This is a genomic window from Sphingobacterium thalpophilum (genome assembly GCF_038396785.1).
GTDB lineage: Bacteria > Bacteroidota > Bacteroidia > Sphingobacteriales > Sphingobacteriaceae > Sphingobacterium > Sphingobacterium thalpophilum_A.
Window position 1 is genome coordinate 2236745 of record NZ_CP151087.1, and the last position, 16843, is coordinate 2253587.

General features: G+C 41.8%; 14 protein-coding genes and 1 pseudogene. 5 read left to right on the top strand and 10 right to left on the bottom strand.

Annotated elements, in window-relative coordinates; genetic code table 11:
• Positions 1-72 precede the first annotated feature (72 nt).
• The 8 genes and pseudogenes from AACH28_RS10010 to AACH28_RS10045 form a co-directional block, all read right to left on the bottom strand.
• A complete protein-coding gene (locus AACH28_RS10010; protein ID WP_341833110.1) occupies positions 73-1302 on the bottom strand; it encodes a beta-galactosidase domain 4-containing protein in 1230 nt (409 codons plus the stop codon).
• Positions 1288-3255, bottom strand: a pseudogene (locus AACH28_RS10015) (glycoside hydrolase family 2 TIM barrel-domain containing protein); the annotation flags it as partial. The pseudogene AACH28_RS10015 and the gene AACH28_RS10010, both read right to left, overlap by 15 nt.
• Positions 3256-3342: 87 nt before the next feature.
• Positions 3343-5097: a family 43 glycosylhydrolase gene (locus AACH28_RS10020; RefSeq protein WP_341832855.1), complete on the bottom strand. Its 1755-nt coding sequence runs from the start codon at positions 5095-5097 to the stop codon at positions 3343-3345.
• A gap of 157 nt (positions 5098-5254) precedes the next feature.
• Entirely contained in the window at positions 5255-7252 is a 1998-nt protein-coding gene (locus AACH28_RS10025) for a RagB/SusD family nutrient uptake outer membrane protein (RefSeq protein WP_341832856.1), read from the bottom strand.
• Positions 7253-7263: 11 nt separating this feature from the next.
• Positions 7264-9807 carry a SusC/RagA family TonB-linked outer membrane protein gene (locus AACH28_RS10030; protein WP_341832857.1) on the bottom strand — a complete coding sequence of 848 codons (2544 nt, stop codon included), beginning with the start codon at positions 9805-9807 and terminating at the stop codon, positions 7264-7266.
• Between the two features lie 726 nt (positions 9808-10533).
• Positions 10534-11748, bottom strand: coding sequence for a hypothetical protein (locus AACH28_RS10035; RefSeq protein WP_333620726.1), 1215 nt, complete (start codon positions 11746-11748; stop codon positions 10534-10536).
• Positions 11745-11951 carry an RNA polymerase sigma factor gene (locus AACH28_RS10040; protein ID WP_407073635.1) on the bottom strand — a complete coding sequence of 69 codons (207 nt, stop codon included), beginning with the start codon at positions 11949-11951 and terminating at the stop codon, positions 11745-11747. Before AACH28_RS10040 ends, AACH28_RS10035 begins: the two co-directional genes overlap by 4 nt.
• A gap of 14 nt (positions 11952-11965) precedes the next feature.
• A complete protein-coding gene (locus AACH28_RS10045; protein WP_201303476.1) occupies positions 11966-12325 on the bottom strand; it encodes an RNA polymerase sigma factor in 360 nt (119 codons plus the stop codon).
• Between the two features lie 162 nt (positions 12326-12487).
• Between AACH28_RS10045 and AACH28_RS10050 the strand changes: the two genes are divergently transcribed.
• The 4 genes from AACH28_RS10050 to AACH28_RS10065 are packed head-to-tail and all read left to right on the top strand — an operon-like array spanning position 12488 to position 15284.
• Positions 12488-13345 (top strand): hypothetical protein, encoded by an 858-nt coding sequence (locus tag AACH28_RS10050; RefSeq protein WP_286752542.1) that lies wholly within the window; start codon positions 12488-12490, stop codon positions 13343-13345.
• Between the two features lie 23 nt (positions 13346-13368).
• Entirely contained in the window at positions 13369-13776 is a 408-nt protein-coding gene (locus AACH28_RS10055) for a cytochrome c (RefSeq protein WP_333620725.1), read from the top strand.
• A gap of 10 nt (positions 13777-13786) precedes the next feature.
• Positions 13787-14338, top strand: coding sequence for a YceI family protein (locus AACH28_RS10060; RefSeq protein ID WP_341832859.1), 552 nt, complete (start codon positions 13787-13789; stop codon positions 14336-14338).
• A 16-nt stretch (positions 14339-14354) separates the two neighbouring features.
• Positions 14355-15284 (top strand): DUF5777 family beta-barrel protein, encoded by a 930-nt coding sequence (locus AACH28_RS10065; RefSeq protein ID WP_341832860.1) that lies wholly within the window; start codon positions 14355-14357, stop codon positions 15282-15284.
• A gap of 152 nt (positions 15285-15436) precedes the next feature.
• Here AACH28_RS10065 and AACH28_RS10070 read toward each other — a convergent pair whose 3' ends face one another.
• Complete coding sequence (locus AACH28_RS10070; protein WP_046672091.1) at positions 15437-15622, bottom strand: CsbD family protein; 186 nt, start codon at positions 15620-15622, stop codon at positions 15437-15439.
• A gap of 127 nt (positions 15623-15749) precedes the next feature.
• On the bottom strand, positions 15750-16145 hold the full coding sequence (locus AACH28_RS10075) for a hypothetical protein (protein ID WP_070565238.1): 396 nt from the start codon (positions 16143-16145) through the stop codon (positions 15750-15752).
• Between the two features lie 326 nt (positions 16146-16471).
• On the opposite strand from AACH28_RS10075, the gene AACH28_RS10080 reads away from it, so the two are divergent.
• Positions 16472-16837 (top strand): hypothetical protein, encoded by a 366-nt coding sequence (locus tag AACH28_RS10080; RefSeq protein WP_286752539.1) that lies wholly within the window; start codon positions 16472-16474, stop codon positions 16835-16837.
• The last annotated feature ends 6 nt before the right edge of the window (positions 16838-16843 follow it).

Below are 16843 nucleotides of genomic sequence, written 5' to 3' on the forward strand. Positions count from 1 at the left end.
CTGAATTGTTAAAAAGTAAAATAAGTCCTGTACAACAATCACGAGCTCTTTCTGCTGTACAGGACGCTATAATTATTCGACTGGTTTTATAACGAAGGAGAATGAATAATCTTTGTACGGCAATGTATATTCGTGAAGCGGCCATGCTCCCCAGCTATTGATTCCGCCTACGCCCATTTGTCTGAGGTCAATATTAACTTGCGTTTGTTTCCTTTTGACAAGGTCAGCGGCATGGCGTTGTTGTCGCTTGGGACCGTCGTCCAAATCCTTATCAAAATAATGCAAGGCACTCATACTGAAAGTAGAATCTGCCGTAAAAAACAATCCCTCACCTTGCTTATTTCTTATTTCCATCCACCTGACATCGGTCTTATTACCTGTCTCCTGTGGCATTACATAAGGAAAATACTGTTGATCGACGGTCTGTTTATAAATTCCGACATGCGATGCAAAATTACGGTCGATGTAGTTCTCCTGTGGTCCCCTACCGTAGTAATTAATGGCCTCAAATCCAGCAGGCATGATCCATTGCATGCCGAAACGTGGCAGAACAGCAACCTTTTTTGTGGTGTCAGCCGTGAATGATTGAGAAATGCGCATTTCACCCCGTTGATTAATGCAGTATTTCATTGCTAACTGTCCATATACCTGAGGCATTTTGTAGGCCGCATAGACATAGACCAGGCTATCGATTAATTCGGATCTAATTTCAAGTAATTCAATAGAATCCGTAACCTGTTTCCAAGGTTTCAGTTTTTCAGGTGTATTTGCACCGAAATCGTTATCATTCGGTGCACGCCAATAATTAGTCTTAAATAAAGCATGCTCATCCATTAAATCCCGTCCTTTGTAATGATATCTGGTCAGCCATCCTGATTTAAGGTCAAACTCCATCTGCAGCTGTTTTGCCGAGATAATCAGATTTCCATCTTTTCGCTCAGTCTTAATTTTCCCCTGTGCCACAATGGTTGTCTTAGGTTGAAAAACACCACCTAAAGACAACTGTTCGGTTGCAATAATATGCCCCATAGGAAGTAAGGGTTCGGCTTTTTTCAATCGATAAGTCAGATTCAGAAATTTCTCCCCACGTGCATCTGTTTGATAAGGGATAAACAGCACACCAGATTGTTGCGGCAACACATTCAAGTGACTGATTAAACCAGATTGGGCTTTCTTTCCATCAACAATAAGCTCCCATTGAAGTTCAACATTGTCAAGTCCGGTAAAAAAACGTTCATTGTAAACCTGTATCTTTTTCTCCTTCATTAGGCTGCTATGGATATCTTGATATACTTTCTTCATTTCCCAGGCATGCGGATAGGGTGTCCTATTAGCATAAAAAATGCCTTTGGAAGCATAATTCCAGTCCGTTATGGCTTCCTTAGGCTCATAGTCTCCACCATAGGTATAAACCGTATCGCCTTTAGCGTTGATTTTAATAAAACATTGGTCCACAAAATCCCAGATATATCCGCCTTGGAATATTCCTTTATTTGCCCGAATGATGTCCCAATAATCCTTAAAGTTTCCTAATGAATTTCCCATGGCATGGGCATACTCACATTGAATAAAGGGCCTTTGGGGCTTAGGGTTGCGCGCTGCATAATTTTTCATCGCCGATGGGCTTGCATACATGGGAACAATCAGATCGGTATTCTAATCAAATCTTAATTCCCCATAATTATTCACAGCCCTTTCGTATTGTACAGGGCGACTTTTATCGAGCTCTTTCATCCGGAGGTAGGCCCGATAGAAATTGTAGCCATTTCCAGCTTCGTTGCCCATGCTCCAAATAATTACGCTGGGATGATTCCGGTCGCGCTGAATAAGACGTTCAACACGGGCAACATGTGCCTTTTCCCAGGTCGGCCTATTGGCCATCGTATAAGACAGATCATAGCCCATGCCATGAGATTCGATATTAGCCTCATCAATCACATACAATCCATATTGATCACAGAGTTGCAACCAATATTCGGCATTGGGATAGTGGCTGGTACGGACAGCATTGATATTGAACTTTTTCATGAGCTGTACATCACGCAACATATTTTCTTTGGAGATCACATGCCCTGTTACAGGATCTGTTTCGTGCCTGTTTATTCCCTTGATAAGTATAGGCTGTCCATTCACGTGCAACTGACCTTCTTTGATCTCAACCCGACGGAAGCCCACTTGCTGGGGAACGACCTCGCTGAGTTTACCCTCGTGGTCTATTAGCTTAACAGTCACCTGGTATAAATTTGGCATTTCGGCCGACCATAGTGCAGGACGCTCTATGGTCTGTGCAATATCCATCTTTTGTCCCGAGACTTTAACAGTTTTAATTGACACGAGCCGACCATTTCTATGTAATGAAACCTCTGCTCTTAACTCATCTTGACTGCTCTGGTTAAAAATCAGCTTAGTATTTAGCTGTCCTTCATCAAAAGAATCGTTGAGGGTCGGTGCCAACTGAATATCACGTAGATATATCGGTTGCCGTGCCAGCAGATAACAGTCTCGTGTGATTCCACTGAGGCGCCACATGTCCTGATCCTCCAAATAATTTGCAACTCCCCAACGCATGACGCGCATTGTGATTAGATTTTTTCCTTTTCTCAAATATCTTGTTACATCAAACTCGGAAGGTAATTTGCTATCCTCCCCATACCCCACATATTGACCATTTACCCAAACAGATAGATTTGATTTGGCAGCCCCAATATGGAGGATAATAGGTTTGCCCTGCCAATCCTCAGGAATGACTACCTCTCGGCGGTACACCGCCGTGGGGTTGAAATCCATCGGCACAATTGGTGGATTTGGTTTTCCGATCAAATAAGTGAATTCAAAACCGGAGGTCGTATACATCGGGAAACCGTATCCATTGAGTTCCCAGTTTGCAGGCACCTGAAAATTAGCCCAAAGATGATCATCATAAGTCAACGATTCAAAATTGGCCGGTAATTTTGACGGACTATCTGCCCATTTAAATTTCCAGGGACCATTCAAACTTAAATAAGCGGAAGATTCACGCCAATCGCTATTGACGATCTGAGACGTATTCGGAAAGGTCACAAAATCGGTATGCATGGGCAGCCGGTTTTCTTCGGTTATCGTTTCATCCAACCAAGGGATTCCTTTTCGGACAAGAGTATCTAGCTGTTGCATTTTACGCGGTCCATGTGTCAAGGTAACACTGGACTGCGCATGTCCAAAATTGAATATCAAACTATAGAGTAGAATAAGCACCAATTTATTCACAAACTGCATGTTTTATTATTTAGCGATTAAGAAATCAATTCAAAAAAGAGTGGTTTGTTTCACAGAATGTAGGTTAAATACGGCCATACGGCAGGCCTAGTGAAATACACTTAAATCCCATTGATCCTTCCAATTTATCTGTACTTTTTCATTCTGGAGACCTACCGGTAGCCAGATATATCTGCTATCCATAAGATCTTTGGGGTTCCAGCGGTCGGCCATAAAGATAAAGGCATCTGTTTTTCCTGCGACAGGAAGAATAAATGTGGATTGACCGCCATAAGTCAAAGCCGAATTTGGCCCTTGCATTGGATCCCCTAGGGATTTCCAGGGGCCAAAAAGACTCTTAGCGACATGGAGCTCTGCACGATTTGGAGCCCAGCCGGTGCATCCGCTGGTGATCAGATAATACTGATCTTTATGCTTGAATAAAGCTGGGGCTTCCCGATGATTCCGGAAGAGTAAGGAATCTTTTGCTGTCACATGCAGGTAATCATCGGTTAATTGAACCAGGCGTAAGGCATAGTTTTCGTCCGATGAATAGATTTGGTAAGCCCTGCCATCGATGTCTACAAATAAACCCATATCACGTGACATATTGTTATTTGGCCGGAAGCTGTGGACAAACTGAAACGGCCCAAGCGGAGAGTCACTGGTAGCAACGGCGGCCCTGGCTGCTGCATAGCCTTGCCCTTTCAACTCAAGATGGAACCACATCACATATTTCTTCAGCTGCTCATGATAGATAACCTTTGGCCGTTCCATAATACAGCCCCAGGCAATATCGCTTGTAGAATCTGCGCTAGGTGTGAGAGCCAATCCTTCAAACTTCCAGTTATACAAATCATTGGATGAGTACACATTGACGCCCTGGGATGTCGTTCCGCCACGTTTCTCACCATACCAATAATATTTTCCATTTTGATGAAGTACGCCGCCGCCATGGGCATTGATCACATCACCGGATTGGTCTTTCCATATTTCCCCTGGCGTAAAGCTATTCATTTCAGCACGTTTTACTTTTTGATAGACCCGGATATAATCAATTTCATATTTAGCGGGAAGTAATTTATCAGCTATCGTGCCACCGTTTATTCCACCAAGGGCCAAATTTAACAGGAGATAATGTGGTTGGGTAAATGGAATGAATCCTGTACCGTCCCGATTGACCAGTTGATCCATTGGAACGTGAAGCATTTCCATATCGTCCACATAAAGCGTAATAGCGTCTTCATCCCAAATCATTCGCCAGGTATGGAACTGATCTGCCCAAGCCTTTCCGCCAAGATCTTTGACTGCTTTCGTCTTACCAAACCAATGTGCTTTCCAGCGTTGGTCAGTACCGGTTGCGATATTGGCCAATATATTGCCGCGGTAATATTCCATAATATCTATTTCACCATTGGATGGCCATTCTTTAGTGGTGCCTAACGTCCAGAATGCAGGCCAAAGGCCCTCGCCAACTGGGATACGTGCCCGGATTTCAAAAATCCCGTATTTCCAACTCTGCTTTCCCAAAGTATTTATCGAAGCCGAAGTATAGGTTATCTTTTTACGGCCGGCAATCCAATCAGGACTGCCCTGAATAAAACCCGGATGATTACGTTGTTCTTTTTTTGCTTCAATAACCAACAGGCCATTACGACAGGAAACGTTTTCCTTTTGATACCACTGCTCTTCCCGGTTACGTTTGAAACCTTCTTCATAACTCCATTTAGTCGTGTCGGGTGCACCATTATAATCAAACTCATCCGACCATACCAATGTATACTGTGGTGGGACGGGCTGTTGACTATATGCAGTAAAACAACTTGACAGCAAACTAAGACAGACAGATAAAAGTTTTTTCATGATTTAGTTTAAGTTTCTTTGAGCTAACAGCTCTTGATGATCAATAAACAAAAATATCCCCCTTTTTCTGCGTGATCAAGGGGGATATTGAGTCAAAAAGAGGGATATATTCGTATTTGTGTAATAATGAGATGACACATATCCATTTTCATATTTTCTACAGTCCGGTTGGGGCAGTTCCACTGATAAGTGACCATCCTGGATTTTGATAAATAACAGAATTTTCTGCTGTTCCATCATCCGAAGCCAACTGGAAATGTTCTATGGCAATGGGTGCGAGGTAATGTGCCATGGCAAATTTTACACCGGTATAAGACAGGGCATTGCTTCTGATCTCCAATGGTCTGAGGTATTCACTCCGTGCGGGATCCGAAACGACAGATTTATCATTGGTAGCACCATAAATCAGCTGTTCGGGTTTATACCAATCTTTCATCGGTCCCCAAAGTTTAAAACCTTCAAAATGGTCTGCTGTTGTAATCAGCTGATCCATTGCCCGCCAACGCTTGAGATCCATCCAACGCAGACCTTCCGCCATAAGTTCGCTTCTACGTTCGCGACGTATATTGTACAAGGTTGGTGATATAAACTGTCCTGCTGAATACGCGCCCCAGTCTTTCTTTTCTTTATCCATTTGCGTTGCCGCAATGGTCGCATTGAAATCAGGATCGACCTTAGCCCGCGTACGCAGTGCACGCCAGTAGGCCTGTGCCTTCGTATCTAAATTTTGATTCTTTTCATAACAGGCCTCCATGTAATTGAGGTAAGCCTCCGTGGCTCGGAAGGTAATGCTACCGGTAAATCCCTGACCGTTGAGCGTTTGTAAACCGTCGTATGAAATGCCTTTACGTATGGTATACCCCGTTGTATAACGTCTTTCCCAATCGGTATCGTAAACAGTCGGTGTGGGCTCAATAAGGGTATAGTGCGTACCTTGTCCAATATTGACCAATACATTCTTTTGGCCGGGCTCTTTTAAAAACAATTGTAAACGACCATCGCGATTCTTCCGAACATCTGCAATGTAATCATCGCCCGCATAACCGCTGCCGGAAGCGTAAATAGGCAGTCCATTGGACATCAGGAAGCTTTCAACAAGGCCGCGTGTCAAACCAACCGCATAATTGCCGCGCTGTGCATATACCGGTACATTGTGTGTCACCAGGCTTTGATTATATTGTCGCCACAAAAGTACTTCGCCATAGCTGGACATATCCACGGCACCAAACATACTGAAGTAAGGATTCTCATTGTTGGCAGATTCTATTATCCCGGTATTGCTCACCAGCGGCACATTATCAGCAACCGCTGCTGCAGATTCCATGGCCTGCGTTAAAAAGTAGTCGATCTCTCCAGCAATACTTCCCGTCGGAAATGCATAATTGCTATTGTATGATTTTGCTGCACCAGGCCACCCTGGTCCTTTAGGGACGAATGCGGTTCCGCTGAAGTATTTGAGCCAGGTACCTTCGTACAAAGCTACTCGGGACTTGAAAAGCTGGGCTACATTTTTTGAGATCCGCTGTTTTTTACCATCAGGAGAACTTTGGTTCAGCAAGGTAATAGCCGAATCCAAGTCAGAAAGAATAAAACGAGCGACTTCATTTCTTGGCGACCGCTTACTTGCTTCTACCAAAATATTCTTGTCCTTATCCGACATCACATTGCGAATAATAGGAAAATCACCCAAGGCCTGCAATTTCCCAAAGTAAACGTAGGCCCGTAAAAAATAGGCTTCACCGATATAATGTGAAATATTATTGGAATTTCCGAGAATACGATTTTCTTTCCATTTGGGAACCACCGTATTTATAAAATAATTCATCTGATAAATACTTGAAAAATCCCAGTCGCCGCCACTCGATCCTACGCGCCATTGGCCCGGAATAAACTTGTTATCGAGTGTAGGAATAGCCATATTATCTGTGTTTCCGTCTATGCCGAAAGTGCCAAATGACCAGTTGCCATGCGAAGGAAATAGTCCAGCATATTGATTTACGGTATAGGCAGCAAGTTGTGACTCCTCATCCAGATACGCTTCAGGTATAATGGACGAAGGGGGTGCAATATCCAAATATTTATTGCAGGAAGCTAGACCTACCAAAGCGACAAGGCCCAATTGCATCAATCTAAAAATAGTACTATTGAATTTCATAATGAATCGACTTAAAATGTAACACTTAAACCTGCAGACCAGACTTTAGTCAATGGGTAAACGGTTCCGTTGCTTCCGCCATCAATAGTTTCGGGATCAAACATTCCCGCTACACTTGAGCCGGTCCAGATATTTTCTCCGGAAACGTATACACGCAAACGCTCTACACCGAAACGTTTTGTTGTTTCTTTCGGCAAGGTATAGCCCAGCTGAATATTTTTTATGCGGATGTAGGCTGCGTTCTGCAAAAAGCGCGTCTGCGTCTGCTGGTTTTTAGCAGTACCAAAAACAGGACGTGCGTAATATGCTTCAAGATTTTCACCCAGGGGATTATCTGCAGTACGGAAATAATCAAGATGATCGACCAAGCCCGTTGACCACCATTTTGAAGTTGCTCCCCAAAAATAGTAGCCCCCTTGCCAATAATCGCGTTTCATGACACCTTGCATGAAAATACTAAAATCAAAATTTCTGTAGTCCGCATTCAGATTCAATCCAAAGGAGTAACGCGGTGTGCTGTTTCCAATCACACGACGATCACCCGGATCGGCCTCTGTATTGCTTCCACCATCTATTTTTCCGTCTCCATTAAGATCAGCATACATGATATCTCCTGCCCCCCATTGTGTTCCTAATGCATTTTGTCCACCATTGGGCAAGCTCGCCAGATGGCGTGATGAACCGTCATAACGCAAATTAGCTTCCAATAGGTATTTTTCTGCATAATTGTAATTCAATCGGCCGAAGAAACCCGCTGTTGCCCATTTTTGATATTCGCCAGATACAGAAGGCACTACTGCTTTTCCATTGATGTCTGTGCCGGAGGTCAGATTCAATACCGGTTGATCCGGGATAATGATTCCGTCGCGTTGCACACCGAGATTGCGATAGGCCGTGTGTTCAATCTGACCACCGACCATAACTTTAACATGATGGTCGCCCCAGCTCTTATCGTAATCAGAAAAGATATTAATGTTATAGTAGTTTTCCTTTAAACCAAATTCGTACACATTGGATGAGTTTTTATACAGATACGGATCACCATTCACGTCATGGTTGTAAAGACGCTGCGAGTCCCAATGACGAAATTGAGTTGTGGTTCTATAGTTAAAATTACCAGTTGTACGCCATCCTTTAATAGGTTCGAGGATGAGTTGTAACTGTTGGTAAATGTAATCCTTACTTGATTTATCCTGTCCGCCTTCTTTCATGGCAAGTGCAGGTGAGGGAGAACTGAACAAGTATCCATTTGGATCATACAGAGGCAGCGTTGGCCAGCCCTGTCTGCCTAAATCATCATAAAAACTATTGGTCAATGCAGCCGGACGGTCGTAGTCTTCACGCACCAATCGCGCGTTGTAATTTACCTGAAAGATGTCAGATACTTTAGAATTGATTTTAGCAGCAACAGCGTAACGGTCGTAATGATCCGTATTGAAGGCCATCAACCCTTGTTGTTTCATAATATTACCTGAAAGGTAATAAGTTGTTTTTTCGGTTCCACCATTGAGGCTTAGGTTGTGCTCCTGAGCAAAAGCCTGATCCCGATACATGACATCGAACCAATCGTTGTTGTCGTTACCATAGGCATATCCTTCAGCCCAGTACAATTTATTGTTTGGATCGACTATCGTCGAATTTTTCAGGCTTCCGTTTTGATAATCCAGGATGCGCTGCAAATGCTCCGCGGAGAAATGTGGTGAACCACCTGCGTTGACTTCGGCCTGATTAAAGTATTGCGCAAATGTATAAGAATCCATCATCTTCGGCATTAATGTTGGGGCATTCATACGAAAGCTATTATTATAATTTACCGATGTACGTCCAGCCTTTCCAGATTTTGTAGTAACTAAAATAACCCCAAAGGCAGCTCTAGAGCCGTAAATTGAAGCCGCTCCAGCATCTTTTAATACAGATACGCTTTCAATATCCTGTGGATTTAGTGCCGCCAAAGACCCTTCAGAACCATCGATTAAAATCAGTGGTGCCGAAGAAGAGGTTCCGATGGTGCCCGTCCCTCGGATATTAATGGATGGATTGGTTTCCATCGTTCCCGAGTTTTGGGAAATATTTAGTCCTGGTGCCAGTCCTTGCAGTGCCTGGATCGCATTTCTTACCGGCCTATTTTCTAGTTGCTTGGCATCCACCACCGCAACCGAACCGGTCAGGTTTGTTTTTTTCTGCGAACCGAAACCGACCACCACCACTTCATCCAAAACATCTCCTTCGGAAGCATCAAGTTGCACGTTAAGCTCGTAGTTCCCTTGGCTGATCTGTTTGAGCTGACTGAATTCAAAGCGCTGTTTCGCATAACCTAGAAAGGTAAATTCTAATGCCGTGACTGTGGCAGCACTGATCGTATATTTTCCCTGTGTATCTGTTTGTGCTTGCACTGTGGAACCGATATTTTTGACGGTCACTCCGGCCAGTGGCCTATTATTTTCGGTAACCTGGCCCCGTACAGTTATTGACTGCGCATAAGTCTGCTGTAAGCTTAAAAGTAAAAAGCAGATACAACAAAGCCAGCACGGTGTGAATACTATTTTTCTTTTCATAAGTAAAACTGTTTAGTAATTAAAATATTTTGATGAAGCGTAGTACGGCAATATGAGGTAGCATTATTGCGTTTCATTGGGAATTCAAGGATCAAACAATCCACTTTTGATTGGTAAATTCATCATAATTAAACTTGGTTATTTAGCTGTTTTTGAGTTTTAGCCAGCTTACTTTTCCTACACCTATTTTTTATATGATTTGGAGCGGGTATTCAGCTAATCAGGCAAACACTCTTGGTTATTTAATATTGCCAACACCATAAAATGTCGCATTGACACTTGCAATATTATCAAAAACGTTACAACGGAAGGGGGGTAAAATCTTCTTATTTTAAGGGGCAAATTCGTCAAATCAGGCTTTTTGCCCTCAAAAAAAAGCCGCATCTCCCGACGCGGCTAAACAACCTATATATTTATTTATAGTGAATGACTAAAATGAAAATTGAACTTCAAAATGCATAAAGAACATAAGATCAATTTTGTTAGCTCCGTGCCAAATACCATACCATAGGGTCCTCTAGTTCATTTATACCTTCTGAAGCGCATTATAGCCTAATTAGGATCTGCTTCAAAAAATGAAATGTAGGTATGCGAACAGTTATTATTCGAATTGTTCACATACGAACAGCACATTAGAAATGAAATAGAAGATTAGTACGCCCAGAGGCGCTCCCTGATGCGAAGCTGTACCGAACATGCCCCAAACGAAAGCCGAGCGATTCCGCATTACAAACTCATTCCCAAGGTAAACGCAACGCCTTTAGATTCCAGATCTACATTTCCGTAACCTATCCCTGTCAAAGGCATTTTAACAAAAGGTTTTACGCCAATATTAATTTTATCGTTAATTTTCTTCTCAATGGAGATCGAGAAATCGGCAACACCAAAGATATGCTGGTTCTCTCCATTCACTTCATAGACGGCACTTTTCTGAGATCCGCCATAGCTACCTCCACCTTCGTAGTCGAAGGTATATTTTTCCTTTAGCATAAAATAGCTCGAAAGTCCTGCACTGACATTGAACTTCACTTTTTTACCTTTCAAAACCGTATAACTCGCTGTGAGTGGTACATCAAGAACATCACATACAGCGCTCACATTGCTCGGCAATTGCGCCATTTCCGGTGGATTTGATGGCGCATAAAATTTATACGCTGACGTATAATTCTTTTTAGCGTAGGTAGCACCCACAGACACACGCAGTGCTTTTGTGAGAGGATAGGAATAGGCCAAACCGATATTTTCACTAAGGGAGGATTTACCTGCCCCCCGCACGCTTGTCAGATCTGGCCCAGCCAAGAAACTAACAACCGACCGTTCTCTTTCCTGCGCATTGGATCCCATACTTTCTTTAGGCTGATAAATGGCTGCCAGACGCTCCCCTGTCCCTTCAACCGGTTCTTCTCTTAAGTTGAAATGAGGCAATCTTTGATTGTTATATTCCATGCTTGGAATTGTGAATACAGTATTTAGTTTTCTTTCTTGCCCGATTATCGGATTTGAATCGGCTATCTTCCCCAAGCGGATATCTTGCAGTACGATGGTTTCATTTGAAATCTGGAACACATTATTCGCACGTTTGTTCGGCTGAAATGCAATCCAATCTTGATCCCGTTCGGTTTCGTCTGGCGAATACTCCTTAGGTTGAACAGTTTTGTTCTCCGGAACCTCCTTTTCAGGCGAAATACCGGCTGTATTTATTTCACCTGGTAAATTATTGGTTTTAAATAACGCGCTATTCCAAACAAAAAAGATCGTTAAAACTGCTGCAAGTGTAGCTGCCAAGCTCGTTAAGACGACGATCTTTCGTCTCTTTACACGCCTTTCATTGTCCAATCGCGATTCTATATCTTGCCAATGTGATTCATCAAAGTCAAAGTTAGCATCACTTAAGCCCGACTTAAATAGCTCATCAATCTTATTCTTATCCTTTTCCATCATCTTTTCTCCTCCGTTTTACCAAATTTTACCCCTTGAACTTCCACCATTTCCGCCAGTCTACCACGTGCTTTATGCAGATTAGATTTTGATGTTCCAATGGCAATTCCCAGCATGCCACTAATTTCTTCGTGTCCATAACCATCGATCGCATAGAGATTGAACACTGTCCTGTAGCCAGGTGGAAGCTGCTGTACCATCGCCAATAAATCTTCATAGTTTAACTTTTGACTGATGCTATCATCCTCAATAATGGTATGCGCTCATACATGGATACATCTACCAAGATGCCCTGTTTAATCTTTGCCCGATAAAAATCAATTGCAGTATTTGTCATGATTTTTTTGATCCATATGGAAAAAGGCTTCTGAAAATCATATTTGTTGATGTTTTTAAAAACCTTGAAAAAGCCTTCATTTAAAATACTGATAGCATCTTCCCTGTTATTAGCGTAGCGCAGACATATCCCTAAAGACATAGCGTAGTAGATGGTGTAAAGATCTTTCTGGGCCCTGCGGTCCTCATCAATACATCCTTTAATAATATGGATAGATTTTTCGTCAACTTCTGTTATCGCCACTCGATATTGCTTCTTTCTTTTGATAAATATAGTATTAAGTCTTATACGAGAGGATAATCGAAAAGGTTGCCTCCAAAAAATATTTTTTTTCGACTCAATTTCCAAGCAACCTTTTCGCTGACCTGATCGTAATATCAAGACATTATTTTAAAACATACCATTATGAAATCAAACCAAAAACAAGTCAAATTAACTTTTATAGGTGGTCTATTGACCTTAACATTGTTTTCTGCATGTTCAAAAAGCGATGGTGAACCTGGCAATGTCGAAAATAAAAACAAGGGCGTGCAAATGTCTGCCAATACCCAATTTGGTAATATTCTGACCGATGCCGACGGTAAAACACTCTATTTCTTTTCGAATGATACAAAAGGAGCTTCGACCTGCAGCGGTAATTGTTTGGCCACTTGGCCGGTTTATTACAGCAGTGAAACAAGCACAGACCTAAAAATTGACAAAAGCCTGATCGGTGAAATAACACGTGAAGATGGCTCGAAACAAAACACATTTAAGGGCTGGCCGCTTTACTATTATGCAGGCGATAGTCAATCCGGTCAGGTGAAAGGAGATGCTGTCAATAAAATATGGTACGTGGCCAAACCTGATTATTTACTCATGGTTGCGAATGCGCAACTTATCGGACACGATACTAAAAACTATTTAGGCGACTATACCGAAGGAACCGGAAAAACAATTTACCTGACCGATGATAAGGGCAGAACGTTGTATGCCTTTAAACCCGACAAATTCAACAAAAACAATTATACTGCTGCAGATTTCAGTAATGATGCGATCTGGCCTATCTTTCAAAAAGAGACTGGAGCTCTGCCTTCGCTTGTTCGTACGGCTGACATCGCTGTCATTACCGTCTATGGAAAGAAACAATTAACGTTCAAAGGATGGCCCTTATATTACTTCGGCCAGGATACACAGCGTGGAGATAATAAAGGGATAAGTTTCCCACGCGTTGGCGTTTGGCCAATCGTAAACGACAACTCTGCCGTTGCCCCTGCTAACTAAGCCAAAACTAACTATTCAAACTTATGGCACAAAATCTAAAAACCGTAAATCCTTGCCTCAGAGCACATCATTACCTAGTCATTTTTTTCTTTACCTTAACAGTTCTCTCCTTCTCCGCCTGTACCAAAAAGCAGGCGCAAGAACTTACGAACAATCCGGATAACGGCAATGAAACTGTGACGGTACTAAATGTGTCTTACACGAATTTTTCTAAAGCACTCTTTGAAACGAAATGTAGTTCGTGCCACGCGACAGGACGTTCGGCCAGTGGACGATGGACGTTCAGTGGTTATATCTCCGTCAAAGACAATATTGCAAAGATTAATAATGCGGTACTGGTGACCAAATCCATGCCACTAGGCAGCTCACTCTCCGCAAAAGAAATAGAACTGCTGGATGCATGGATCAAAAGGAATTCACCTGAAAACTAATGTTAGGCATATGAAAAAAATCAACATGTACATAGCGCTCTTCATGATGCTCATCGCTATGACGACCATTGCGCAGCAAAAGGCTTCTTTTGTTTCAAAAGAGACCAGCATCACCTTTTTTAGTAATGCGCCATTGGAAGACATCGAAGCCAAAAGTACCTTAGGCGCTTCGGCGATGAACCTTCAAACGGGAGATATCATCTTTCGGGTAAAAAATACATCTTTTCAATTTGACAAAAAGCTCATGCAGGAGCATTTCAATGAAAATTACATGGAAAGTGATCAATACCCCCTATCAGAATTTAAAGGCAAAGTCGACAACGCGGACAAATTAACAAAGGATGGCAGCTATACGCTGAATGTAAGAGGCACACTTCTAATCCATGGGGTTACTAAACCTTACAGTACAAAGGCAACATTTACTGTTACAGATGGCACGATAAAGGCGGTAGCAAATTTTCAGGTCAAACTTGCAGATCATAAAATTTCTATTCCTTCCATCGTTGGAAAAAAAATTGCTGAAGTAGTCAAAATCACCGTTGATGCGACCTACAAACCATAATACGAATTCATTACAAATGAGAAAAATACTACTTATACTCCTTTGCTTTCCTTTCGCAAAGTCATTTGCGCAGGAAGATCTCGATAAATTAATCCATATCGATGCACCCAAAAATGAAAAAGTCACGGCGACCTTTAAATCCGGCAATTTGATCAATCTCAAGACCACAGAAACAATTCATCGTAATGAAATGGACTTTAGAGTAGATCACCGCTTTGGCGATATCGCGGGCAGCGCGGGTGGAGGTAAAAATTTCTTTGGCCTCGATAATTCGACCGACATCCGAATCGGTTTTGATTACGGTCTATTAGATAATCTAAACATTGGAATCGCTCGCGCGAAGGGTGCAACAGAGGTTAGACAACTCTTTGAGGGGAATGTGAAATACCGATTTATCGAACAAACGGTCGACAATAATGTACCTGTTTCCGTTGCTTTTTTTGGAAGTACAATCCTATCTGCCATGGAAGCCAGCCCGGATAAATCTTCGGCAGCAAGCTTTGAAGACTTCAATGACCGATTGAGTTATGTGACGCAGCTCATCATTGCCCGTAAATTTAGCTCAAATCTATCGCTTGTTGTAGTCCCAACCTATCTTCACCGAAACTATACAGCTTATAACGATCAGAATGATGTATTCGCTATCGGTATCGGTGGGCGGGCTAAGGTTAGTAATCGAATTGCGCTAGTCGCAGACTATACATTGCCTTTCCGAAAAGCATCGAACAAGAAGTACCGTGAAGAAGTGGGTGGTCAACGTTACTATAATGCTTTGGGTGTCGGTCTAGAAATGGATACCGGAGGCCATATCTTCCACCTCAATTTTACCAATGCGACCGCAATACAAGAATCTCAGTTTATCAGCGAAACAAATAGCTCATGGGGCAAAGGGCAATTTCGCTGGGGATTTAGCATTGCGCGACGATTCAATTTTAACAAAAAATAAAAGGTATTGCGCTGTTGGGGATTTGTAACGAAAACAATCCGTACAAGGCAATAGGAATTCAACAAGCATAAAAGTTCATTGAGGATATTGCTATCAAATTAAAAAAGCGGATAACAATGCTGTTATCCGCTTTTTATCACACAATACTAAACCTACAAATCGTTCAACCACTTATTTACCTCATCTTGTGTTTTACCGGTCTTCTTTTGAAGCTTACCTACCAATTCGTCTTCTTTGCCCTCAGCATACAATAGATCATCGTCAGTAAGGTCTGCATATTGTTGTTTTACCTTGCCTTTGATTTCGTTCCAACGGCCTTTCCATGTTAATTCGCTCATAATTACTTTGTTTTATTGTTTGTTAATAGAACAGTATCGCTCCGTAAATCGTTTAGAAAATAATGTTATAAAATGTTAAACTCACAACGTTCACCTGGCAAACAGGCGCTTTCTATTTTTCGCAAGACTATTTCCGATTACAATTGGCCGTCCATGCCTTGCCGTCTTTTGTATAACCAATTGTCAATTTACCGGCATCAATACGGATAAATCCCGTACCTGCTGAGCCGATATTAACTAAGACGTTATCCTTTTTTTCAAAATCTACTCCATTGAGATTAGGAATGCCATTTCCAAAAGCAAAATTATAGGTATCGCCAACTTTTGTTACAGTAACCGTTCCTTCTCCCGAGGCAACATCGTTATCATTGTTGTTCATGTCATCAAAGCCAATAGTGCCTTCATATTTTCCAACAAAAAGATCGTTATCAGCCGGATCATCATCTTTGCTACATGATGTAAAGCCTACTAATACTGTTAAAATAAGCATACCTAGTCCCAGTGTTTGAATTAATTTTTTCATACGTCGATGTGTTAATGTGAATAATTTATGTATTACAGCAGGGTAAAATTCAAACTTTGTGCCAGTCCAAATACAAGATTCGAAACATACGTATCAAAACGCCCAAGAAGAGGTATAAATACCGAACTAGCGAATAAATACACAACGATCGTATACAGATATCCGAAATACTCCATTTCTATTAATAAGTCATTATGATTTTTTTGTGTTTTTAAGACCATAACTGGTTTTTCCCACCACATTGGAGTAATCTAACTCCAATGTAGTAGGAAAAAACTCCGGTATGATGCATGATTAAATCCCATATAAAAAAAACAGCCTTATTTATGAAATTATTTTCCGTCTTTCTATTTTTTATTGCCCTCCAGTCTTGCACCTTTCAGCGGATAGAAAAAAAAGAAAAAGGCTCTTTGTATATCAATACATCAATCCCCGCACATAGTTCCTTAGCCATCTCAGCCGAAGATGCCAGTCCATTTTCCATTGCGGCTAAAAAAATGTCGATTGGTCGGATAAAAATTTTGAATGAATCAGGGGAGATTGAGATGGAGAAGAACAAAACATACACACTGAATGTCAACCAGAAAGGGAACATCGTATTCCTAAATCAATCCAATCAAGGAACTAATATCCAATTGAGAGTCTATAACCATACATCGAAGATCATTCAGAAAACAAATCTCATCCACTAAGAAAAG

What these genes read in the sequence shown, in the direction of transcription:
- AACH28_RS10010 (WP_341833110.1), bottom strand. Translation starts at nt 1,302, where the DNA reads ATGAAGAAAGTATATCAAGATATCCATAGCAGCCTAATGAAGGAGAAA.
- AACH28_RS10020 (WP_341832855.1), bottom strand. Translation starts at nt 5,097, where the DNA reads ATGAAAAAACTTTTATCTGTCTGTCTTAGTTTGCTGTCAAGTTGTTTT.
- AACH28_RS10025 (WP_341832856.1), bottom strand. Translation starts at nt 7,252, where the DNA reads ATGAAATTCAATAGTACTATTTTTAGATTGATGCAATTGGGCCTTGTC.
- AACH28_RS10030 (WP_341832857.1), bottom strand. Translation starts at nt 9,807, where the DNA reads ATGAAAAGAAAAATAGTATTCACACCGTGCTGGCTTTGTTGTATCTGC.
- AACH28_RS10035 (WP_333620726.1), bottom strand. Translation starts at nt 11,748, where the DNA reads ATGATGGAAAAGGATAAGAATAAGATTGATGAGCTATTTAAGTCGGGC.
- AACH28_RS10050 (WP_286752542.1), top strand. Translation starts at nt 12,488, where the DNA reads ATGAAATCAAACCAAAAACAAGTCAAATTAACTTTTATAGGTGGTCTA.
- AACH28_RS10055 (WP_333620725.1), top strand. Translation starts at nt 13,369, where the DNA reads ATGGCACAAAATCTAAAAACCGTAAATCCTTGCCTCAGAGCACATCAT.
- AACH28_RS10060 (WP_341832859.1), top strand. Translation starts at nt 13,787, where the DNA reads ATGAAAAAAATCAACATGTACATAGCGCTCTTCATGATGCTCATCGCT.
- AACH28_RS10065 (WP_341832860.1), top strand. Translation starts at nt 14,355, where the DNA reads ATGAGAAAAATACTACTTATACTCCTTTGCTTTCCTTTCGCAAAGTCA.
- AACH28_RS10070 (WP_046672091.1), bottom strand. Translation starts at nt 15,622, where the DNA reads ATGAGCGAATTAACATGGAAAGGCCGTTGGAACGAAATCAAAGGCAAG.
- AACH28_RS10075 (WP_070565238.1), bottom strand. Translation starts at nt 16,145, where the DNA reads ATGAAAAAATTAATTCAAACACTGGGACTAGGTATGCTTATTTTAACA.
- AACH28_RS10080 (WP_286752539.1), top strand. Translation starts at nt 16,472, where the DNA reads ATGAAATTATTTTCCGTCTTTCTATTTTTTATTGCCCTCCAGTCTTGC.